17 protein-coding genes are annotated in these 21,835 nt (G+C 75.2%); 15 read left to right on the forward strand and 2 right to left on the reverse strand.

Features of this window, described 5'->3' with window-relative positions; translation table 11 throughout:
- Positions 1–245: 245 nt before the first annotated feature.
- From AC5R91_RS27365 to AC5R91_RS27405, 9 genes are all read left to right on the forward strand, one after another.
- Positions 246–3,350, forward strand: coding sequence for a hypothetical protein (locus tag AC5R91_RS27365; protein WP_495394158.1), 3,105 nt, complete (start codon positions 246–248; stop codon positions 3,348–3,350).
- A 133-nt stretch (positions 3,351–3,483) separates the two neighbouring features.
- Complete coding sequence (locus AC5R91_RS27370; protein ID WP_495394159.1) at positions 3,484–4,569, forward strand: SseB family protein; 1,086 nt, start codon at positions 3,484–3,486, stop codon at positions 4,567–4,569.
- A gap of 416 nt (positions 4,570–4,985) precedes the next feature.
- A complete protein-coding gene (infC, locus tag AC5R91_RS27375; protein WP_495394160.1) occupies positions 4,986–5,603 on the forward strand; it encodes a translation initiation factor IF-3 in 618 nt (205 codons plus the stop codon).
- 96 nt (positions 5,604–5,699) lie between these two features.
- Positions 5,700–5,894, forward strand: a complete 195-nt coding sequence (rpmI, locus tag AC5R91_RS27380) for a 50S ribosomal protein L35 (RefSeq protein WP_495394161.1) — start codon at positions 5,700–5,702, stop codon at positions 5,892–5,894.
- Between the two features lie 109 nt (positions 5,895–6,003).
- Entirely contained in the window at positions 6,004–6,384 is a 381-nt protein-coding gene (gene rplT / locus AC5R91_RS27385; protein WP_009742815.1) for a 50S ribosomal protein L20, read from the forward strand.
- A 20-nt stretch (positions 6,385–6,404) separates the two neighbouring features.
- Complete coding sequence (locus AC5R91_RS27390) at positions 6,405–7,271, forward strand: TrmH family RNA methyltransferase (RefSeq protein ID WP_495394162.1); 867 nt, start codon at positions 6,405–6,407, stop codon at positions 7,269–7,271.
- 131 nt (positions 7,272–7,402) lie between these two features.
- Complete coding sequence (locus AC5R91_RS27395) at positions 7,403–8,548, forward strand: sensor histidine kinase (RefSeq protein ID WP_495394163.1); 1,146 nt, start codon at positions 7,403–7,405, stop codon at positions 8,546–8,548.
- Between the two features lie 180 nt (positions 8,549–8,728).
- Entirely contained in the window at positions 8,729–9,832 is a 1,104-nt protein-coding gene (gene pheS / locus AC5R91_RS27400; RefSeq protein ID WP_495398072.1) for a phenylalanine--tRNA ligase subunit alpha, read from the forward strand.
- Positions 9,833–9,836: 4 nt separating this feature from the next.
- Positions 9,837–12,467, forward strand: a complete 2,631-nt coding sequence (locus AC5R91_RS27405) for a phenylalanine--tRNA ligase subunit beta (protein ID WP_495394164.1) — start codon at positions 9,837–9,839, stop codon at positions 12,465–12,467.
- A 187-nt stretch (positions 12,468–12,654) separates the two neighbouring features.
- On the opposite strand, the gene AC5R91_RS27410 is transcribed toward AC5R91_RS27405, so the two are convergent.
- The gene (locus tag AC5R91_RS27410) at positions 12,655–14,184 is read right to left on the reverse strand and encodes an MbnB/TglH/ChrH family RiPP precursor modification enzyme (protein WP_495394165.1); all 1,530 of its coding nucleotides are present in this window, start codon (positions 14,182–14,184) and stop codon (positions 12,655–12,657) included.
- Positions 14,184–15,221: a TIGR04222 domain-containing membrane protein gene (locus AC5R91_RS27415; RefSeq protein WP_495394166.1), complete on the reverse strand. Its 1,038-nt coding sequence runs from the start codon at positions 15,219–15,221 to the stop codon at positions 14,184–14,186. The genes AC5R91_RS27410 and AC5R91_RS27415 overlap by 1 nt, the downstream gene beginning before the upstream one ends.
- 248 nt (positions 15,222–15,469) lie before the next feature.
- On the opposite strand from AC5R91_RS27415, the gene argC reads away from it, so the two are divergent.
- The 6 genes from argC (at position 15,470) to argR (ending at position 21,835) form a co-directional block, all read left to right on the forward strand.
- The gene (argC, locus tag AC5R91_RS27420) at positions 15,470–16,498 is read left to right on the forward strand and encodes an N-acetyl-gamma-glutamyl-phosphate reductase (protein WP_495394167.1); all 1,029 of its coding nucleotides are present in this window, start codon (positions 15,470–15,472) and stop codon (positions 16,496–16,498) included.
- Positions 16,499–16,646: 148 nt separating this feature from the next.
- Positions 16,647–17,807: a bifunctional glutamate N-acetyltransferase/amino-acid acetyltransferase ArgJ gene (argJ, locus tag AC5R91_RS27425; protein ID WP_495394168.1), complete on the forward strand. Its 1,161-nt coding sequence runs from the start codon at positions 16,647–16,649 to the stop codon at positions 17,805–17,807.
- On the forward strand, positions 17,804–18,868 hold the full coding sequence (gene argB / locus AC5R91_RS27430; RefSeq protein ID WP_495394169.1) for an acetylglutamate kinase: 1,065 nt from the start codon (positions 17,804–17,806) through the stop codon (positions 18,866–18,868). Before argJ ends, argB begins: the two co-directional genes overlap by 4 nt.
- Positions 18,865–20,106, forward strand: a complete 1,242-nt coding sequence (locus tag AC5R91_RS27435) for an acetylornithine transaminase (protein ID WP_495394170.1) — start codon at positions 18,865–18,867, stop codon at positions 20,104–20,106. The genes argB and AC5R91_RS27435 overlap by 4 nt, the downstream gene beginning before the upstream one ends.
- Complete coding sequence (gene argF / locus AC5R91_RS27440) at positions 20,103–21,095, forward strand: ornithine carbamoyltransferase (protein ID WP_495394171.1); 993 nt, start codon at positions 20,103–20,105, stop codon at positions 21,093–21,095. The genes AC5R91_RS27435 and argF overlap by 4 nt, the downstream gene beginning before the upstream one ends.
- Positions 21,092–21,835 carry an arginine repressor gene (gene argR, locus AC5R91_RS27445; protein ID WP_495394172.1) on the forward strand — a complete coding sequence of 248 codons (744 nt, stop codon included), beginning with the start codon at positions 21,092–21,094 and terminating at the stop codon, positions 21,833–21,835. The genes argF and argR overlap by 4 nt, the downstream gene beginning before the upstream one ends.

Below are 21,835 nucleotides of genomic sequence, written 5' to 3' on the forward strand. Positions count from 1 at the left end.
AGCCCGATCCGTCCCGGTGACATGACGTCGGTATGGTGTTGCCATCGCATGGCGATTCGGAGTGGATCGAGTGTGCCGGTGGTGTGTTCGCTGCTCGTGGGTCTGTTTCCGGCTATCTGGATCATCCTGGAACTCTTGTCGGGGCAGTGGGTGACGCGAGACCGTGATGCCACGCCGTAGCGGTTGCCTCGCGCTCCGGTGTCGTCCAGCGGAGTCGGTCCGGAGATGGGGGCGGGGTGGCACGGATGGCGGGTCATGGTGGGAGCCGGGACGATGACGACACCGCGGCGCCGGTCGATCCGTCCGGGGCCGACCGGGACGGCCTCGACGTCTCGGCCCGGTCCGCCGATCCGGACGCTCCCGGCGCGGGCGGCGGGGACGCCCGTCCGATCTCCCTGCTCGGCCTGCGGCTGACCGAGCCGCAGTCGCCGCGCAACGCCCTGGTCACCCGGCGCCCCACCCGGACGCGCCCCGGCGTGCCGCGGGTCGAGCCCGGAAGTGGGCTTCCCGGTGGGTTGCCGGGAGATCGCGCCTCTGGTCCCCTGCCGTCTCCTTCCGCCTCGACTCCCGTCCGAACCGGGCAGACCCGGCCCCCGCAGACCCGGCCGCCCGCCGACCGGACCTCCCCGCCCGCCCGTCCCCCGGATTACCACTCCGACGATCGGACCTCGCCGCCCTCGCCGCCCCCGCTGCCCCCGCTGCCCCCGTGGTCGCCACATCCTGCGCCGTCTGACGGCGGGGAGGCGGCCGCGTCCACCCCGGACAGGCCGGCGCGCCCGCTCCCGTCGCCTCCGGCCGCCGGCCCCGGCGCCGGCGGTCCGATCCCACCGGCCAGCGGCTGGGCGCCCACGATCGGCGGCGGCTGGCCGACCGCGACCGACGGACTCCCCGCGACGCCCCCGGACCTGCCGGGCTGGGGTCACCTCGGCGCGCCAGTCCCGGGCCGGCCCGGGTGGACGCCGGACCTTGCGGTCCCCGCCCACCCGTCGCCGTCCGCACCGCCCCCGCCGTCCGCACCGCCCCTGCCGTCCGCACCGCCGTCCGCGGATCCGCCGGCGGGTGCGTACGACGCCGTTGCCGCGCCGTGGCCGCCCGCACCGCGGCCGGTATCCCCCCCGGCGGCGACCGGCGGCTCCGGTACGCCGGCCGCCCCCGGTGGCCTGCTCCTCCCCCCGCCGCCCGGCGAGGCTCCGAGATCGGCCGGGGACGCCGGCCGCCCCGCCGCCGCGCCGGCCCCCGGCGGCCTGGTCCTCCCGCCGGCCACGAACGCCGTCTCGCCCGCCGAGGCTGCTGGCGGGGGCGTCCCGTTTCTTCCGGTACCTCCGCCGCCCAGCGCCACGGTGATGCCGCCGAACGTCTCCCCGCCGGTTCCGGTTGTTCCGCCGCCTCCCACGGTTCCGCCGCCCGGTGAGAGCTGGGGCAGCATGACGGTCCTCGTGCCCGCGGCCGGCTCGCTCCTCCCGCCGGGTGCCACACCTGCCGCCCCGGGACCGGAACGCACCGAAGACGCCGACAGCGGCTCGGCCACCGAACAGCCCGCACAGCGGTGGGCCGCTGTGCCCCGCTCCACGCAGGTCGACCAGGCCTCGGCCGGGCCCGTGCCCATCGAACCGTCCCGGTCTGCGCTGCCCCTGCCGTATCCGGACGTCATGCCGGCATCGCAGGCCGACCTGCCGGCCCCTGCCTACCCGTACCGGCCGGCCGACCCCCTGTTCGGCCCCTCCGGAGCCGACTACGGCCAGGCCGCCGTCCCCCCTGCGGCCCCCGTCTACCCGGCTGCGGCCCCGGCCGGACCGGAGCTTCCGCCGCTGCCCTCGTCCGCCAACCCCGCCGCGCCGTGGCAGGTGCCGGAGGGGAGCCCGTCGGCGCCGGGCGTGCCCTATCCGCCCCGGCCCGCGATGGAGGAGTCCGCCTCCTCGCACCAGGGGGAGACGAACCGCTTCGACGTCACCCGCCCGGGCGCGGCCCTCCTGCCGGCCCGGACACTCCAGACCCCGGACCTGACCCGGCCCGGCCTGTTCCCCCCGACCGGCGATGGCACCCCGACCGGCGATGGCACCCCGACTCGCGGTGTCACTCGAAGTGATGAAATCGTCGTTTTCAGTGATGGCGTCGCGGCCGACCGTGCGGCTGGGGCTGGCGCGCGGGAGGGGGCTGGCTGGCGGGATGGGGCCGACGGACAGGGCGGAGCCGACGGACAGGGCGGAGCCGATGGGCGGGGCGGAGCCGGCGGGCAGGGCGGGGCGGGGAATCCGGCCGCCGGCGACTCCTGGCGGGCCGCCGAGGCGTCCGCCGCCGCCGGCCCGTGGGCGGAGCCGATCTCCGCAGCGCCCGCGCTTCCCCCGCCCCCGCCGAACATGCCGGTCCGGCGGGTTCCCGCGGCGCCGGTCCGATCGGCGGGTGCGGTCCTCGCGCCTCGGGCCGCTGGAGCCGTTCCGCAGCCCGCGCCCGCCACGGCGGTGAGCGCGGCGCCGATGGGCGCCGACGGCCTGGTCTACCAGCGTCCGCGGGCCGGGGGCCGGCGGGTGCTGGTCGGCGGGTTCGGCGGCGGCGGCGGACGGACGACCGTGGCCGCCGGGCTGGGCCTGGCGATGGCTGCGCACCATGGCCACCGGGTCGTCGCCGTCGACGCCTCCCCGGACCAGTGCGGCCTGCTCGCGCACCGGGTCGGTCTCATGCCCCCGGGGGTCGGCCTACGGGAGCTGGCCGGCGCCCGTCCGCCGGTCTCCTCACTCGAGGACGTCCGCCGTTTCCTGGCCTCGGACGGGTCGGGTGGGCTGGAGGTGCTCGCCGGGATGCGCGACCTTGCCGGCCCCGGCCTGCTGCCCGAGGAGCTGGCCTGGGCGTTGGACCTGCTCGGCCACTGGTACCCGGCCGTCGTCGCGGACGCGCCGCCGGGCTGGAACCAGCCGGTGCCCGCCACCCTGCTCGCCCGCGCGGACCTGCTCGTGCTGACCGTCCGCGCCGGGGAGGCGGAGATCGCGGGTGCGGACGACGCGCTGACCGCGCTCACCGCGGCCGGCCGCGGCGACCTCGCCGCCACCGTCATCGTCGCCATCGTGGAGACCTACCCGTCCCGGCTCAGCCGCGGCGCCCGGATGCGCCTGGACCATCTCGAGGACCGGGCGTACATGACGGTGCCGGTGCCGTTCGACGCGGCGCTGGCCGACAGCCGTCCGATCAACTGGTTCCGCCTGCGCAGGCGAACCAGGTTCGCCTTCCAACGCCTCGCCGGTGCGGTCGCCACCGCCCCGCTGCCCGGTTCCCAGCCGGCGGCGGCCCTCGCCCGCCCCGCTCTCGCCGCCACCGAGCCACAGGCTCGCATCGCTGCCTGGCCCTCGGGGGCCTGACGCACCCACCGCGCCGGCCCCGGGTGGTCCGGGTGGTCCCGGCGGCGGGGCGGCGATGGGGGGGCGGTTCCATGCCGGTCCGGCACCGGCGGCCGCGGGGCCGCCCGGCGCTGCGGCGTTTAGGCTGCGGGGAATGGCACGCCATCTGCTGACTCCGGCCGGGCAGGGAGACGACGGGGCAGCCGACGAGGCCCTCGTCCGGGTGCTCGCCGCCGGCGGCCCGACCGGTCGCGTCGATCCTGCCGCCCTGACCGCCGCCCTGCGCCGCGCCCGGGTTTTCGTCGCGATCGAGGCCATGCTCACCTCGGCCGACGCCACCACCGGCGCCGACAAGACCAGTGAGATGGCGCTGGCCACCCTGCGCACCCCGTCCGGCGCCACCGCGCTGCCGATCTTCTCCAGTGTGGCGACGCTCGCCGCCTGGCGTGGGGCCGCCCGCCCCGTGCCGGTGGCCGCCCCGGACGCCTGGGCGGAGGCGGTCCGGCTCGGCCTCGACTCGGTGGTGATCGACGTCGCCGGCCCGTACTCGACCAGCCTGGAGGTCGGTCCCGGCGGCGACGACATCCCGGTTGGTCCGGATGCCGCCGCCGATGCCGATCGAGTCGATCGAGCCAACCGCACGGTCGCCGTCGATCGTGCGGGTGCGGTCGACAGCTCGGACGTCGCCGGTGGTGCGGTTGCCGCGGGAGGTGCGGTTGCCGCGGGTGGTGGGGTTGTCGCCGATGGTGCGGATGCGCCGTCGGGCGTGGGGCGGGCTGATCCGTCCGTCGACGTCACCCTGACGGCGTTGCGGCGGCCGGCGGAGCCCGGCGGACCGCTGGCCCGTCCCCGGGTGCGGGTGGCCCTGCGGGCGATCACGGAACGGGTCGAGGCCTGGCCGGCCGAACTGGTGGAGCCCGGCGCGGCGGCGCCGCGACCCGTGCTCGCCGTCGCCGTCCACGGCTCGGCGGGGGACACGCCCGCGGCGGGGGAGTCGATCGCCCGTCGGCTGTCCCAGCTCTTGGCGACGACTCCCGGCACCAGCGGCTCGGCCTCGGCGGGCCCGACGGCCTCGGCGGGCGTGGCGGGCCCGGCGGGCCAGCTCGGCGGGTCCGAACCCGCGGACGCGCGCGCGGTGGCGGTGCTGCTGGTCGGGCCGGGACAGGCCCGGGCGGTGCGTCGGCTCCTGGGCCGTGGCCTGCGCTCCGAGCGGCGCTGGGGTTGGCGGCCGCACCGCTGAGCCACCCCGCCGGCCGCGAGGGTCCGGGCCGCGGGCCGGATCGCTTCCCCGCGGGCCGGCCGTCGCCCGGATCGTCCCCGCCTGTCGGCACTCGGATCGCGGTCGCCGCGCCCGTTCGGGGCGGCCGGTCGCCGCCGTGATCGTCCTGCCCGGCGGTGTGGTGCTACTCTTGGCCTCAGACCGATTGCCGGTTGGTTCCACCCATCCGATGGTGCCGTCGTTCGTGACGGTCCTGGCGAGGGCACGGAGCCTGTCCGGCAGGACCAAGCGGGGGTTCGCCCTCCACCCGATGTTGCCGACTGGCGCTGCCTCCACGGGGTGTCAGAGTGTCGACCGGCCCGAGTTCCGGGCCGTGGCCACGGTAGCCGGGTCGCCGGTCGGCCGAGCCGTTCCCGCGGTTGTCGGCCGGGAGCCTGGTGCGGCCAGGCTCGGTGCTCCGCTGCGGTGAGGTCACGCCCGCGCGTCGAGCAACGGAGGAACACATCAGCACAGAGTCCCGTATCAATGACCGGATCCGCGTCCCCGAGGTACGCCTCGTCGGCGCGGAAGGCGAGCAGATCGGCATCGTTGCGATCGGCGAGGCCATGCGCATGGCGCAGGAGGCCGATCTCGACCTCGTGGAGGTCGCGCCGACCGCCCGCCCTCCGGTCTGCAAGCTGATGGACTTTGGGAAGTTCAAGTACGAGTCCGACCAGAAGCGTCGGGAAGCTCGGAAGAACCAGGTCCAGACCGTCATCAAGGAAATGAAGCTGCGGCCGAAGATCGATCCGCACGACTATGAGACCAAGAAGGGTCACGTCGTGCGGTTCCTGCGAGCCGGTGACAAGGTAAAGATCACCATCATGTTCCGCGGTCGGGAGCAGTCCCGGCCGGAGCTTGGCATCCGCCTGCTCCAGCGGCTGTCCGCCGACGTGGCCGACCTCGGCTACGTGGAGGCCCAGCCCAAGCAGGACGGCCGGAACATGACGATGGTGATGGCCCCGCACAAGGGTTCCAAGCCGCAGCGGCTGCCGGAATCGGCTGGCCACGTCTGACCCGACGTCGGTGGGTCCGCGCGGTGGTGTCCCCACCGTCCGGACCTCGCCGCGCCGACCGCTCGACCACCCCCCGTAAACCGTCAGGATGTCGACATGCCCAAACAGAAGTCCCACAGCGGCGCGAGCAAGCGGTTCCGGATCACCGGCTCCGGCAAGGTGGTGCGCCAGAAGGCCAACCGCCGCCACCTGCTGGAGCACAAGTCCAGCCGCCGTACCCGTCGGCTGGACGGCGTGGTGCCGCTGACGAAGGCGGACTCAGGCCGAATCAAGCGCCTTCTCGCCCGCTGAGCGCGCCCCGCTGACGAATCCGGCCCCGGTGACACCGGCGCACCCAGCGCGGTGATCGATCCCGGTCCGGCCGGCCGGATGCACCCGAACGAAGGAGACAGGTGCCCTCATGGCACGCGTGAAGCGGGCGGTCAACGCCCAGAAGAAGCGCCGTACGGTCCTCGAACAGGCCAGCGGCTACCGGGGCCAGCGCTCGCGGCTCTACCGCAAGGCCAAGGAGCAGATGCTCCACTCGATGACCTACTCCTACCGGGACCGTCGCGCGCGCAAGGGCGACTTCCGGCAGTTGTGGATCACTCGGATCAACGCTGCGGCGCGGGCCAACGGCATGACGTACAACCGCTTCGTGCAGGGTCTGAAGCTGTCCGGCGTCGAGGTGGACCGCAAGATCCTCGCCGACCTGGCGGTCAACGACGCCGCGGCCTTCACCGCGCTGGTCGAGGTGGCCCGGGCGGCCCTGGCGGCGGCGCCGGAGCCGACCGCCGCCTGAGCCCGTCGCGACGCCGACCCGTGCCCGCCGCCCGCGTGCTCCCGTCGCCCGATCATGGGCCGGTCGCCGGGCTGCGGTCGGCCCGGGTCGGTGCCGCCCGGCGCCTGCGGCGCCCGGCGGAGCGCCGGGAGCAGGGCCGCTTCCTCGTCGAGGGGGCGCAGGCCGTCGGCGCGGCCATCGCCGCGGGCGGCCTGCTCGAGGTGTTCGTGGGTGTGTCGGCGGCGGGCCGCCACGACGATCTGCTGCGCGCCGCCGCGGTGCCCGTCCGGCTCGTGACGGACGAGGCCGCGGCGGCGCTGTCCGAGACGGTCACCCCCCAGGGGCTCGTCGCCGTCGCCGCTCTGCCGGGTCACCGGCTTGCCGACCTGGCCGTCCCCCGACTGGTGGCGGTGTGCGTGGCCGCGAACGACCCGGGCAACGCCGGCACCGTGATCCGCAGCGCGGACGCGGCCGGGGCGGACGCGGTGGTGTTCACCGGCGGCGGCGTCGACCCGTTCGGCGGAAAGTGCGTGCGGTCGTCGGCCGGCAGCCACTTCCACCTCCCGGTGATCGTCGAACCGACGCTCGCCGACGTGGTGGCGGGGTTGCGCGCACGGGGGTGCCGAATCGTCGCGACCTCGGGTTCCGCGCAGCGTGATCTCGACACCGCGGTAGACGCCGGCGAGCTCGACGGGCCCACTGCCTGGTTGTTTGGCAACGAGGCGCACGGTCTCGATCCCGCCGGTCTGGCCGCCGCGGACGCGGCGTTGCGGGTACCGGTGTACGGTCAGGCCGAGTCCCTGAATCTTGCGGTTGCGTCCGCCCTGTGCCTATACGCATCGGCGCGGGCGCAGAGAACGGGTAGGTCCGGTACTGACGGCACCGGAGGAGGTGGTCGGCGGTGGTGAACACCGTCGCATCGACATCCGAACAGGCGCCGACCGCGCAGCAGCCGCCGGCTCCCGCCGGTGCAACCGTTCCCCCGGCGGGCGGCTCGGCCGGCTTGCCCACCACCGCCGCCCCGGCATCAGGCGAGGCCATGACTGCTGACGACGAGCCCGCGCAGGATCACGGCGTACCGGCGGACCCCGCCGAGGCCGACGGCGGCGACGGCGCCGGCTCGGCCGCGCTGGACGGGCCACTGCCCGCGGCCGCGTTCGATCTGCTGCCCGACGCGGTCGTCGTCACCGACGCCGCCGGCACGGTCGAGGTCTTCAACCGGGCCGCGGTCCGGTTGATCGGCGTGCCCGTGCCGGCCGCGGTCGGTCGGCACCTCACCGAGGTGCTCCCGCTGCTGGACGAGCGCGGCAACGACTGGTGGGAATGCTCCGCGCTCAGCCGAGAGCTGCCGCGGGTCATCGGGCAGCCCGAACGACGGCTGACCTACGCCGGTCCCGTGCACGACCGCGACTTTCACGTCACCGTCCGCTTCACCCGGGTCGCGGGTCGGCTGGCCCGGGTCTCGCTGTCGCTGCGCGACACGCTGAGCCGGGAGCGGCTGGAGCGCAACCGGGCGGACCTGGTCGCCACCGTCGCCCACGAGCTGCGCTCGCCGCTGACCAGCGTGAAGGGCTTCACGGCGACGCTGCTGGCCAAGTGGGACCGGTTCACCGACGAGCAGAAGAAGCTCATGCTGAACACGGTCAACACCGACGCCGACCGGGTCACCCGCCTGCTCGCCGAGGTGCTCGACGTCTCCCGCATCGACTCGGGCCGTATCCAGGTCCGCAAGCAGATCGTCGACCTGCCCAGCCGGGTGCGCTCGGTGGTCGACGGCAAGATCGCCGCCGGGGCGGCGGGCGCCGAGCGGTTCGACGTCCGCGAGGAGGGCGAGCTGCCCGAGATGTGGGTCGATCCGGACAAGATGGAGCAGGTGCTCCACAATCTCGTCGACAACGCGCTGCGCCACGGCGCGGGTACTGTGACGGTGCTGCTGCGCGGCAGCGACACCGGCACGGAGGTGAGCGTGGCCGACGAGGGCGAAGGCGTGTCCGAATCGAACGCCGCGCGCGTGTTCACGAAGTTCTGGCGCGGTGCCAGCCGCGGCAACGGCACCGGTCTCGGGCTCTACATCGCCAAGGCACTGATCGAGGCGCATGGGGGCACCATCTCGGTCGGCCGGGCCGCGGGCGGCGGCGCCGAATTCCGATTTTTCGTGCCCGCCGGCGGTCCGGTGTTCGGCTGAGGCCGAGCGTCACGATCGACCGGCGGGCGCCCCGGGCAGCCGACGGGCGGCATCGAGCGCGGTCCGCGCCGCCGCCGCGGCTGCCTCCCGGCCTCCATCGCCCACCGGGCCCCTCCCGGCCGGGCGACCACTCCGGCCGGGCGACCTCATGCCCAGCGAAACGATACGAGGATGAGCACCGTGCCCGCCCCTGGAGAGACTGTCGACCCGTCCCGGGTCCACGCCCTCGACCCCGACCAGCTCGCCGCGGCCGTCGCCGCGGCCCGGGAGTCGATCCGCGCCGCCACCGACCTCGACGCGCTGGCCGCCGCCCGCACCGCGCACGTCCACGGCGCGGCTGCCCCGTTGGTGCTGGCCCGCCGCGAGCTCGGTGCGCTGCCGCGCGAGGAGCGTGCCGACGCCGGCCGCCGGCACAACGCCGCCCGCACCGAGGTCCAGGTCGCCTACGACACGCGCCTGGCCGAGCTGACCGCCGAACGCGACGCCCGTGTGCTGCGCGAGGAGCGCGTCGACGTCACCCTGCCTGTGGCGCGCCGCCGCCGCGGTGCCCGCCACCCGCTGTCCTCGCTGTCCGACCGGCTCGTCGACGTGTTCGTCGCCATGGGCTACGAGGTCGCCGAGGGACCCGAGATCGAACACGACTGGTTCAACTTCGAGGCCCTGAACATGGCCCCCGACCATCCGGCCCGCAGCGAGCACGACACCCTCTACGTCGAGCCCACCGCCTCCGGCCGGGTACTGCGCACCCACACCTCGCCGGTGCAGGTCCGGGCCCTGCTCGACCGGCCGCTGCCGGTGTACGTCGTGTGCCCGGGGCGGACGTACCGCAACGACACCATCGACGCCACCCACTCGCCGGTGTTCGGCCAGCTCGAGGGGCTCGCCGTCGACGAGGGCATCACCATGGCCGACCTGCGCGGCACGCTGGAGGTCTTCGCTCAGGCGTTGTTCGGCTCCGGGCTGTCGACGCGGCTGCGCCCGTCGTTCTTCCCGTTCACCGAGCCGTCCGCCGAGCTGGATGTGCAGTGCTTCGCCTGCCGCGGCGAGGCGGCCCGCCAGCCCTGCCGGGTCTGCTCGGACGAGGGCTGGATCGAGATCGGTGGCTGCGGCATGGTTGATCCGAACGTGCTGCGGGCCACCGGGGTCGACCCCACCCGCTACAGCGGTTTCGCCTTCGGCATGGGTCTGGAACGCGCCGCGATGATCAGGCATGACGTCCGGGAGATCCGCGACTTCGTCGACGGTGACGTCCGGTTCAGCCTCCCGTTCGGAATCGAGGTCTGAGCAGATGCTGATCGTGATGTCCTGGCTGCGGGAGTATGTCGAGGGGCTGCCGCCCACCCGGGCGGTCGCCGACGCGCTGATCCGCGCCGGTTTCGAGGTCGAGGGGCTGCGCGGCGTCGGGGGCGATATCTCCGGCGTCGTCGTCGGGGAGATCGTCGACTTCGAGCTCGTGGAGACGAAGAAGAAGGCCGTCCGCTGGTGCCAGGTCCGCGTGGCCCCGCAGCCCGCCGATCCGGACGCGGCCGGCGCCGAGCCGTCGAGTCTCGGTGTGCGGGGGGTCATCTGCGGGGCGCACAACTTCGCCGTCGGCGACCGGGTGGCCGTCGCCCTGCCCGGCGCGGTGCTGCCCGGCGGGTTCGCCATCACGGCCCGCAAGACCTACGGCCACGTCAGCGAAGGGATGATCTGCTCCGCCCGGGAGCTGGGTCTCGGCGAGGATCACGACGGCATCCTCGTGCTCCCGCCGTCGGCCCCGATCGGCGCCGACGTCACCGAGCTGCTCGATCTCGCCGACGAGATCCTCGACATCGCCGTCACCCCCGACCGCGGCTACGCACTGTCGGTGCGCGGCATCGCCCGGGAGGCGGCGACCGCCTTCGCGCTGCCCTTCACCGACCCGGGCGCCCCACGGTCCGGGCAGGCTGCGGCCGGGCAGGCCGTGGCTGGGGAGGGTGCGGCCGGCGAGGCGTACCCGGTCGTCGTCGAGGACACCGCGGGCTGCGACCGGTACGTCGCCCGGGTGGTCACCGGCGTCGACCCCACGGCCGTCACGCCGCTGGGTTGGTCCCGGCGGCTGTCGTTGTCCGGAATGCGGCCGATCTCCGTGCCCGTCGACGTCACCAACGCCGTGCTGCTCGGGCTCGGCCAGCCGCTGCACGCCTTCGACCGGGCGAAGCTCACCGGCGCCATCATCGTGCGCCGGGCCGAGCCGGGGGAGACGCTGCGCACCCTCGACGGGGTCGAGCGCACCCTCGACCCCGAGGACCTGGTCATCGCGGACGACACCGGCCCGATCGCGCTGGCCGGGGTGATGGGCGGCGCGAGCACGGAGATCTCCGCGCAGACGACCGACATCGTGCTGGAGGCCGCGCACTTCGATTCGATCAGCGTCGCCCGCACCGCGCGGCGTCACCGGCTGTCCTCGGAGGCGTCGCGGCGCTTCGAGCGCGGCGTCGACCCGGCGCTCGCCCCGGTCGCGGCGGCGACGGCCGTCGACCTGCTCGTCGAGCTCGCCGGCGCCCGCCCCGCTGCGGGGGTGACCGACCTCGACCACCGGCCGGCCGTCGCGCCGGTGCTGCTGCCCCTGCGCGAGCCCGAGCGGCTCGCCGGCCGGCCGTACTCCGCCGAGGTCGTCCGCCGCCGCCTCGCCGACGTCGGCTGCGTGGTCGCCGCCAGCGCCACCTCGGACGTCACCGACTTCACCCCGGACGTCACCGGCGCCACCACCGTCGGCAGGGCCACCACCACCGTCGCCGGCGGTGATCTTGATGTCCTCGTCGTCACGCCGCCGTCGTGGCGGCCCGACCTGACCCGGGCCGCGGATCTCGTCGAGGAGATCATGCGGTTGGAGGGGTACGACACGATCCCGGTGACCCTGCCGCTGCTGCCCGCCGGCCGCGGCCTGACCCCGGCGCAGCGGATGCACCGGGCGGTGGGCCGGGCGCTGGCGTACGCCGGCCTGGCCGAGGTGCTGACCCTGCCGTTCGTGGCCGCGGACGCCGCCGACGCGCTCAGTCTGGCCGCGGACGACAAGCGGCGCCTGGCGGTCCGGGTCGCGAACCCGATCGCCGAGGACGCCGCCTACCTGCGCACGACCCTGCTGTCCGGGCTGATCGCCGCCGCGGTGCGCAACATCGGCCGGGGCCAGCAGGACCTGGCCCTGTTCGAGGTCGGCCGGGTCTTCCGGGAGCAGCCCGGCGCGCCGGTGCGGGTGCCGACGCCGCCGGTGGACCGCCGCCCGTCCGCCGAGGAGATCGCCGCGCTGGACTCGGTCCTGCCCAAGCAGGCCCGTCACGTCGCGGCACTGCTCACCGGTCGCCGCGAGCCGGCCGGCTGGTCGACGCCGGGCCGCGAGGCGGACTGGGCGGACGCCGTCGACGCCGCGCAGGTCGTCGCCGAGGCGGTCGGGCTCACGCTGACCGTCACGGCCGGTGACGCGATGCCGTGGCATCCCGGCCGCTGCGCGGAGCTGACCGTCGGCGGCCGCCCCGTCGGCTTCGCCGGGGAACTGCACCCGCGGGTGCTCGGCGACGCCGGCCTGCCGCCGCGGACCGTCGCGATGGAGCTCAGCGTCGACGTCCTCATCGAGGCCGCGACGGCGGCGCCGCCGGTCGTGGCGCCGGTGATCTCCACCTACCCGCCGGCGGACCGGGACGTGGCGCTCGTCGTCCCGACCCGGGTGCCGGTCGCCGAGGTGACCGAGGCCCTGCGCGAGGGCGCCGGCGACCTGCTGGAGTCGCTGACCCTCTTTGACGTGTTCGAGGGCGCCCAGGTCGGCGCCGGGCAGCGCTCACTCGCCTTCGGCCTGCGCTTGCGGGCGGGGGACCGGACGCTGACCGCCGCCGAGGCGAACGCGGTGCGCGACGCGGCCGTCGACCTCGCCGCGCAGCGCACCGGCGCCGCCCTACGCGCCTAGGCAGGCAGGTTTTCGGCCGGATGGCGGCCAGATCGGGCCGAGGCATACTCACGGTTCTGCGCCCAGAATCGCGACCACGTCTCGGCACGATCACGATTCCGTGCGCAACTGGTAGCAGAAGGACGCGACGGTTCCGCGGAACACCATGATCACTGGTCCTGGTCCTGGTCCTGGCGGGCCGCCGGGTCTAGCCGTGCCCGCGCCTGCCGAGGACGAGCAACCCCACCAGGGGCAGCCGGATCAAGACGAGTAGCCCGCCGCGTCTTCCCGCCCCGGCCGGGACCGGTTCGTCGCGGTCCGCCGCGGCAGGGGTATCGGCTCCGGAACCACCTCCACCGAGGGATCGGTCCGTGCCGGGGCCGCGCAGGCGTGCCGGGAGGCGGCCGGGTCGGCTGCTCGCCAGGGCGAACCGCCGGCCGGCCGTGCGCGCCACGAGCAGCTCCGCGCGGGCGTCGACATCGAGCATGTCGTAGTGCTCCCGGGCGTACGCGTGGGCGTCTGCCCAGGTCGCCATCGGTGGGAGCCGCGCGGCGACGGCCGCGAACCCGGCGCGGAAGCCGGGTGTCCGCGCCAGCGCGGGCCAGTGCTCGACCACTGCCGACCGGCGCTTGTCGATCAATGCCGCGCGGGTCGCCTCGATCCGGTCCGCGGCGAAACCGGGCGGTGGGCCATCTCCCGCCGTGAGCGCCCGGACCAGTGCGATCTGCCCGGCAAGTAGCTCCCCGTCGGCCCGCGCGTCGGTCGGCTCCAGGCCCGCGCGGGCGGCCCCCGTCCCGGATCCCCTCCCGGCCCCCGTCTCGACCCTCGTCCCGGATCCCGGCACCGATCCCGCCCCGCTCGCCGCCGCGCCGGTCGTCGTGTTGATCGTCGCGCTGATCGTCGCGCGGGTCAGGCCCGCGGCGCGCGTGACCGCGTCGAGCTCGGCGTGGAACTCGGCCACCGGTGGTAGGTGGGTGTCCCGTTCGAGCAGGCAGGGCAGCGGGCCCGGCCAGTGGTCGGCGGCGGCGCGCAGCAGCTCGAGGACCTGTGGGCGAACCGGGTGGGCGTGCGAGTCGTGGTACAGGCCGCGGGCGGTGACCCCGCCGGCGACGTGCAGGTAGGCGACTCGTTCCCAGGGGATCGCGGCCAGGAACCGGTCGGGATCGATGCCGTGGTTGACCACGTCGCCATACAGGTTGGCGACGTCGAGTAGCAGCATCACCCCGGTCTGCTCGGCGAGCTCGGTGAGGAACGCCGCGGAGTCCAGCTCGTCGTCGGGCCAGCGCAGCAGCGCCGCCGGGTTCTCCACCGCGAGCGGAACGGACAGCTCCGCGCGCAGCGACCGGATGTTGCGTGCCAGCACCCGCAGCGCCGCGCGGGTACGCGGCACCGGCAGCAGGTGGCCGGCCTCGACCCCGCCGGCCCGGACGAACGCGGCGTGCTCGCTGACCAGCGGGGCGTCCAGACGCTCCGCGACGCGGACGAACCGGTCGACGCGGGCGCGGTCCAGCGGCTCGCTGCCCCCCAGCGACAGCCGGACGCCGTGCGGCACCATCGGCACGCCCAGCTCGGTCAGGGCGACCGGCAACGGCTGGTCGGGGTCGACGCTCTCCGCGATCAGTTCGACGAACGCCAGGTCGCCACGCTCGGCGATCGCGGTGGCGAGGGGCGGGCGCCAGCCCACCCCCAACCCGGGTGGCAGCGGCGAGTCCGGTCGGGACGGTCGGATCCGGGCCATCACCCCCCGCCTCCACACCCCCCGCCTCCACAACCCCCACCGCCGCATCCCCCGCCGCAGCTACCCCCTCCGCCGCAGCCGCCACTCGAGGTGGTGTCCAGGCTTCTTCTCGATCCGGCGGCGCCGCGGGGCCGCGGCCGGCCAGCGGGCGCGAGCAGCCCGAGCTCGGTGGCCAGTTTCCGGTCGGCGCGGCCGAGCGCCTCCGGCCCGAACAGTGCGACCGCGAGCGCATGCTGCCCCGGCAGACCGCCGCCGGCCAATCCGGGCAGGCGCCGCTGGGCCTCGGCCGCCACCGTCCACCCGGCCCTGGTGCTCCGCGGCGTCTGGCGGCGGACACCGAGAACAAGGGCGCCGATCTCGCCGAGCGACAGCACGAAGACGGCGCTGCCGTCGGGCGAGCCGACGTCCGCCACCAGCAGGATGATCCCGCCGACGAACAGGGCCAGCGCGGCGGCCCGGCACCAGCGCAGCATCCGCTGCTGCCCGACGGTGGGCAGGAGCCCCTCCTCGCACAGCCGCAGGCGCGTCGCGGCCAGCGCGGGGGTGCCGGCGAGCCACCGACCGAGCTCGGCGATGCGGCGCCCGCCGTGCGCGTCGATCTCCTGGTGGATGGCGCAGCGCAGATCCTGATCTGCGTAGACCGCGGGGCGACGGGAGATCACGGTCCCCGGGGTGGCGCCCGGCCCCACAGCTCCCGACTCGCCGAGCGCGACCACCGCGACCAGTGCTGCCAGATCCGGGCCGCCGTAGAGCAGGGCCAGCTCTTCCGCCTGCGCCGGCCCCGGTCCCAGTCCGTCGGCGTCAAGTCCGAAGCGGTCGACGACCGACCTGGGGGCGGTCAGGCGAGTCCCGACGCGCCCCCTTCTTGTGCCGTCCCCGTCGGTGCGGTCCCCGTCGGTGCCGTCTCGCCCGGCGTCGCCCGCTCCCGTGCCGACCCGGTCGACGGCGGGCGCGCCGCGCTGGGCCGCCCGCCACGCGACCCACGTGCCGATCCACAGGACGACCACCAGCGCGACATAGCCGATCGCGATTACCATCCGCCGCTCCTCACCGCCGTGCATTGTCCGATGGACAGTGCGTGATATTCGCGGCTCAGGATGGAAGGGCGCGGTACTTTCAGTTTCAACGTGAGGTCAACTGCCAGGTCAGGCGGTCGACGCCCGGTCCGGAGGGTGGGCGGACCGACGTCTGCGCCTGCGGCCGACGCGGACGCGCTGCCCGCCGCGCCGCCCGCGTTCGCCGAATGTCGTTGCATGCCCATAAGCTCGTGTGTATAACTTTGCACATGGGAGTGACCGCAGCAGTGGCAGGGGCGAGCGGGTACGGCGGCGGGGAGCTTCTCCGCCTGCTGCTCGCCCACCCGGAGATCGAGATCGGCGCGCTGGCGGCGAACACGTCGGTCGGCCTGCCCGTGACGGACGTGCACCCGAACCTGCCCGACCTGTCCGGCCGCGTCTTCACCGACGCCGAGACGCTCGCTGCGGCCGAGGCGGACGTCGTCTTCCTCGCCCTGCCGCACGGGCAGTCGGCGGCGGTGGCGGCCACCTTGGCGAGCACCGTGCGCGTCGTCGACCTCGGCGCCGACCACCGCCTCACCGACCCGGAGGCGTGGCGACGCGCCTACGGCGGCGAGCACGCCGGCACCTGGACCTACGGCATGCCCGAGTTGCCCGGGGCGCGCGCGCGGATCGCGGCGAGCCGCCGGGTCGCGGCGCCGGGCTGCTACCCGACGGCCTCCTCGCTCGCCCTCGCGCCGCTGCTGGCCGCGGGCCTCGTCGAACCGCAGGACCTCAGCGTCGTCGCCGCCAGCGGCACCTCCGGCGCGGGCCGTTCGGCCAAGGTCAACCTGCTCGGCAGCGAGGTGATGGGCGACCTCACCGCCTACAAGGTCGGCACTCACCAGCACCGTCCGGAGATCGTGCAGGCCCTGTCCGGCGTGGCCGGGACCGCGGTGAGCCTGTCGTTCACCCCCGTGCTCGCCCCGCTGCCCCGCGGCATCCTCGCGACCTGCTCCGGGCGGGCCACCCCCGGCACCGACGCGGACGCCGTGTACGAGGCGCTGCGCTCGGCCTACGCGGGCGAGCCGTTCGTCCGGGTGCTGCCGCCCGGGCGTTGGCCGCACGCCGCGGCGACCCTCGGCGGCAACGCCGTGCACGTGCAGGGCACCTTCGACGCCGAGTCCGGGCGGGCGATCGTCGTGTCCGCCATCGACAACCTCGGCAAGGGCGCGGCCGGCCAGGCGCTGCAGTGCGCCAACCTCATGCTCGGCCTGCCCGAGACCGCCGGCCTGACCGCCCAGGGCATCGCCCCGTGACCGGCGGTCCCCTGCTTGTCCAGCGGGACGAACCGGACACCGAGGCCTCGGGATACGCAGTAGAGGCGGCCGGCGGCCGCCGATCGAGCGACCGGGACAGCAGCGGCAGGGACAGCACAGACGCGGACAACAGACAGGAGTGGCCGAGGTGAGCGTGACCGCCCCCAAGGGCTTCCGGGCCGCCGGAGTCGTGGCCGGATTGAAGCCGTCCGGGCGTCCGGACGTGGCCCTCGTCGTCAACGACGGGCCGTCCGACGCCGCCGCCGGCGTGTTCACCCGCAACCGGATCCAGGCCGCGCCCGTGCTGTGGACCCGCCAGACCCTCGCCGACGGCCGGCTGCGCGCCGTGGTCCTGAACTCCGGCGGCGCCAACGCCTGCACCGGGCCGGCCGGCTTCGCCGACACCCACGCGACGGCCGAGCGCGTCGCGGCCGGACTCGGCCTCGGCGCCGGGGACGTCGCGGTCTGCTCCACCGGGCTGATCGGCGTCCGGCTGCCGATGGACAACCTGCTCACCGGGGTCACCAAGGCCGTCGCGGACCTCGCCGACAACGGCGGCGACGACGCGGCCGAGGCGATCCGCACCACCGACACCGTCGCGAAGACAGCGGTGCGGATCTCCACCACGACGCCGGGGGTGACCGTCGGCGCGATGGGCAAGGGCGCGGCGATGCTGGCCCCGTCGCTGGCGACCATGCTCGTCGTCGTCACCACCGACGCCGTCGCCGACGCCGCGACCCTCGACCGGGCGGTGCGCCAGGCGTCCCGGGTCACGTTCGAGCGGGTCGACTCCGACGGCTGCCTGTCCACCAACGACACCGTGCTGCTGCTCGCCTCGGGCGCCTCCGGGGTGACGCTGCCCGAGGCCGAGCTCACCGGGCTCGTCGCCGAGGTGTGCGACGACCTGGCCCAGCAGATGCTCGGCGACGCCGAGGGCTCCACGAAGACCATCGCGATCACCGTCACCGGGGCCGCGAGCGAGGCCGACGCCCTGGAGGTCGGCCGGTCCGTGGCCCGCAACAACCTGCTCAAGTGCGCCCTCTACGGCAAGGACCCGAACTGGGGGCGCGTCCTCGCCGCGGTCGGCACCACCCAGGCCGCCTTCGAGCCCGACCAGCTCGACGTGTCGATGAACGGGGTGCAGGTCTGCCGGGCGGGCGCGCCAGGGGAGGACCGCGACCTCGTCGACCTGTCCGACCGGCGGATCGACATCCTCATCGATCTGCACGCCGGCGCCACCGAACTCACCGTCTGGACGAACGACCTGACCGACGGCTACGTCTACGAGAACTCGGCCTACTCCACATGACCGACATCGCCCCCACCGCCCCCACCGCTCCCACCACCGCCGCGCGGGGACCGGCGGCGACCGCCCGCGGGCACGCGGCGCTGGCCAAGACCCAGGTCCTCATCGAGGCGCTGCCGTGGCTGTCCCGCTTCCAGGGCGCCACGATCGTCATCAAGTACGGCGGCAACGCGATGACCGAGCCCGCGCTGCGCGCCGCGTTCGCCGCCGACATCGTCTTCCTGCGCTACTCGGGGCTGCGGGTGGTGGTCGTCCACGGCGGCGGCCCGCAGATCACCGCGCACCTGGCGCGCCTCGGCGTCGAGTCGACGTTCGTCGGCGGCCTGCGGGTCACCACGCCGGAGACCATGGACGTCGTGCGGATGGTGCTGCTCGGCCAGGTCAACCGGGACGTCGTCGGCCTGGTCAACGACCACGGGCCGTTCGCCGTGGGTCTGTCGGGCGAGGACGCGAACCTGTTCACCGCGCGCCGGCGCCCCGCGATCGTCGACGGGGAGGAGGTCGACGTCGGCCTCGTCGGCGACATCGTCGAGGTCCGGGCCGAGACGGTCAACGCCCTGCTCGACTCCGGCAAGGTGCCCGTCGTCGCGTCGGTCGCCCGCGGGATCGACGGCGGCGTCTACAACGTCAACGCCGACACGGCCGCCGCGGAGCTCGCCGTCGCCCTCGGCGCCACCAAGCTCGTCGTCCTCACCGACGTCGAGGGGCTGTACGCGGACTGGCCGACCAGCGACGAGGTGCTCAGCGAGCTGAGCATCACAGAGCTCGAACAGCTCCTGCCCACGCTCGCGGCCGGCATGATTCCGAAGATGGAGGCGTGCCGGCGGGCGGTGCGCGGCGGCGTGCCGCAGGCGCACGTGCTCGACGGCCGGGTGCCGCACGCCGTGCTGCTGGAAATCTTCACCGACGACGGCATCGGCACCCTGATCACCCCCGACCGCGACCTGGCCGGACCCGCCGCCGTCCCGCCCCCGCCCACGCCCACGATTAAGCCCCCCGCACCGGCCGCCGTGCCCGCCCCGGCCGTCGGACGGACCGCCCACGAGACCGGAGGAACGCTATGACCGCCGATCTGCTCGCCCGGCGCGACGCCGTCGTGATGGCGACCTACGGCCGTCCGACGATCTCCCTGGTCCGCGGCAACGGCACCCGGGTGTGGGACGACGCCGGGCGCGAGTACCTCGACCTGCTCGGCGGGATCGCCGTCAGCGTGCTCGGCCACAGCCACCCTGCGATCCGGGCCGCCGTCGTCGACCAGCTCGACACCCTCGGCCACGTGTCGAATCTGTACGCCAACGAGCCGCAGGTGCGCCTGGCCGAACGGCTCGTCGAGCTGCTCGCCGCGGGCGCCCCGGCCCCGGGCCTGCCCGCCGGCGGCGCGAAGATCTTCTTCGCCAACTCCGGCGCCGAGGCCAACGAGGCCGCCATCAAGATCGCGCGGCGTACCGGCCGGCCGGAGATCGTCGCCGCCGAGGGTTCCTTCCACGGTCGGACCCTCGGCGCGCTGTCCATCACCGGGCAGCCGGCCAAGCGCGCGCCGTTCGAGCCGCTGCTGCCCGGTGTGCGGTTCGTGCCCTACGGCGACGCCGCCGCGCTGCGGGCCGCGGTCGGCGAGCGGACCTCGGCGGTGTTCCTGGAGCCGACCCTCGGGGAGGCCGGCGTGGTGCCGCCGCCGCCGGGCTACCTGGCCGAGGCGCGGGCGGCCTGCGACGACGTGGGGGCCCTGCTGGTGTTCGACGAGGTGCAGAGCGGCATCGGCCGGACCGGCTCCTGGTTCGCCCACCAGGCCGCCGGCGTCCAACCCGACGTCGTCACCCTGGCCAAGGGCCTCGGCGGCGGCCTGCCGATCGGCGCCTGCATCGGCATCGGCACCGCGGCGGACCTGCTGCGCCCGGGCGATCACGGCAGCACGTTCGGTGGCGGTCCGATCGTCTGCGCGGCGGCCCTGGCCGTGCTCGACACGATCGCCGCCGAGGGACTGCTCGACCACGCGACGCGGCTGGGCGACCGGCTCGCCGCACAGATCGTCGCGGCGGGGATCGCGGGGATCGTCGGGGTGCGCGGCGTGGGCCTGTGGCGGGCGATCGAGCTCGACGGCGCGTTCGCCCCGGCGGTGGAGACGGCGGCTCGCGCGGCGGGTTATCTGGTCAACGCGGTCGCGGCGGACGCCGTCCGGCTCGCCCCGCCGCTGATCCTCACCGACGCCGAGGCGGACGCCTTCGTCGCGGCGCTGCCCGCGATCGTCGGCGCCGCCCGCGACGGCGCAGGCCTGTCGGACCAAGGCTCTAAGGTCAGCGCATGACGGCCCGACACTTCCTTCTCGACACCGACCTGACCTCCGCGGAGCAGGCCGGAGTTCTCGACGTCGCCGACCAGCTCAAGGCCCGACGCCGGGCCCCCGGGCCGGGGGACAGGCCGCTCGCCGGGCGGTCGGTGGCCCTGCTGTTCGAGAAGCCCTCCACCCGCACCCGGCTGTCGTTCGACGTCGGCGTCGCCGAACTCGGCGGCCATCCGATCTTCATCGACGCGACGACCAGCCATCTCGGCCGCGGCGAGACGATCGAGGACACCGCCGCCGTGCTCAGCCGGTACGTCGACGCGATCGTCGTGCGCACCTTCGCCCAGGAGCGCCTCGAACGGCTCGCGGCCGCGGCGAGCGTGCCGGTCGTCAACGCGCTGTCGGACCATGCCCATCCCTGCCAGGCGCTGGCCGACCTGCAGACGATCCGGGAGCGCCGGGGCGGGCTCGCCGGGCTCACCCTGACCTACCTCGGCGACGGCAACAACGTGGCGCATTCGCTGCTGCTCGCCGGGGCGCTCGCGGGGATGCGGGTGCACGTGGCCTCCCCGCCCGGCTACGAGCCGTTCGAGCAGGTCGTCCGGCACGCCAACGAGATCGGCGCGGCCACCGGCGGCGAGGCGCTCGTCATGCACGACGCGCTGGAGGCGGCCGCCGGCGCCGACGTGCTCTACACCGACGTCTGGGCGTCGATGGGCCAGGAGGACGAGTCGGATAGCCGCTCGCTGGTGTTCCAGCCCTACCGCCTCGACGAGAAGGCCGTCGAGGCCGCCCGGCCGGACGTGCTGGTCATGCACTGCCTGCCGGCGCACCGGGAGCTGGAGATCGCCGCGTCGGTGCTCGACGGGCCGCAATCGGTCGTGTTCGACCAGGCCGAGAACCGGTTGCACGCGCAGAAGGCCCTGCTATCGCTCCTGCTCGCGCCGCCGTCGACGGGGGCCGGCTCGTCCGCCGGGGAGGGCACTGCCGCCGGGGAGGGCACGGTCCGATGACCACGGCGGGCGCGGGGGCGGGGGTGCGGCGGGCCGCTCCGCTGACGAAGCACGCCCGGCAGGCGCGGCTGGCGGCACTGATCGCGCAGCGGCCGGTGCGTTCGCAGTCGGAGCTCGCCCGCCTGCTCGCCGCCGAGGGCGTCCAGGTCACCCAGGCCACCCTGTCCCGTGACCTGGAGGAGATCGGGGCGACGAAGGTGCGCGGCGCCGACGGCGGCCTGGTCTACGCCGTCGACGTGAACCTCGCGCCGGCAGAGATCGTCCGGCTTCCGCTGACCCGGCTGTGCGAGGAGTTGCTGGTCTCGGCGGAGGCCAACGGTGACCTCGTCGTCCTGCGCACCCCGCCCGGGGCCGCCCAGCTCTTCGCCTCCGCGCTGGACCGGGAGGCGCTGCCGGCGGTCATGGGCACGATCGCCGGGGACGACACGGTCCTCGTCGTCTGCCGGGCGCAGATGCCCGCCCCCGGGGATGGGAGCATCTCCGGGGTTGCCCCGGCCGGCGGGGAGAGCCCGGGGGAGGCGCCGCCGCCGGTCGGACCGTCCGCGGGCCAGGCCCCGGTCGCGGGCGGCCCGGGCCTGGCCGCCCACCTGCTACGGCTCGCCGACGGACGCGCCCGCGCCGTGCCGGGCATGGCCGCCGCCGCCCAGGCCCGCCCACGCACCCCGCCGGCGGGCGGGGCGGTCCTGGCGGGCACCGGCACCGGCACACCTGATGATGATCTTTCGCGCAATCCGACATAA

This window comes from Frankia sp. BMG5.60, assembly GCF_059428125.1.

Coding starts and splice junctions, on each gene's coding strand:
- AC5R91_RS27365 (WP_495394158.1), top strand. CDS start 246: ATGGCGGGTCATGGTGGGAGCCGGGACGATGACGACACCGCGGCGCCG.
- AC5R91_RS27370 (WP_495394159.1), top strand. CDS start 3,484: ATGGCACGCCATCTGCTGACTCCGGCCGGGCAGGGAGACGACGGGGCA.
- rpmI (WP_495394161.1), top strand. CDS start 5,700: ATGCCCAAACAGAAGTCCCACAGCGGCGCGAGCAAGCGGTTCCGGATC.
- rplT (WP_009742815.1), top strand. CDS start 6,004: ATGGCACGCGTGAAGCGGGCGGTCAACGCCCAGAAGAAGCGCCGTACG.
- AC5R91_RS27395 (WP_495394163.1), top strand. CDS start 7,403: ATGACTGCTGACGACGAGCCCGCGCAGGATCACGGCGTACCGGCGGAC.
- AC5R91_RS27405 (WP_495394164.1), top strand. CDS start 9,837: ATGCTGATCGTGATGTCCTGGCTGCGGGAGTATGTCGAGGGGCTGCCG.
- AC5R91_RS27410 (WP_495394165.1), bottom strand. CDS start 14,184: ATGGCCCGGATCCGACCGTCCCGACCGGACTCGCCGCTGCCACCCGGG.
- AC5R91_RS27415 (WP_495394166.1), bottom strand. CDS start 15,221: ATGGTAATCGCGATCGGCTATGTCGCGCTGGTGGTCGTCCTGTGGATC.
- argC (WP_495394167.1), top strand. CDS start 15,470: ATGGGAGTGACCGCAGCAGTGGCAGGGGCGAGCGGGTACGGCGGCGGG.
- argB (WP_495394169.1), top strand. CDS start 17,804: ATGACCGACATCGCCCCCACCGCCCCCACCGCTCCCACCACCGCCGCG.
- AC5R91_RS27435 (WP_495394170.1), top strand. CDS start 18,865: ATGACCGCCGATCTGCTCGCCCGGCGCGACGCCGTCGTGATGGCGACC.
- argF (WP_495394171.1), top strand. CDS start 20,103: ATGACGGCCCGACACTTCCTTCTCGACACCGACCTGACCTCCGCGGAG.
- argR (WP_495394172.1), top strand. CDS start 21,092: ATGACCACGGCGGGCGCGGGGGCGGGGGTGCGGCGGGCCGCTCCGCTG.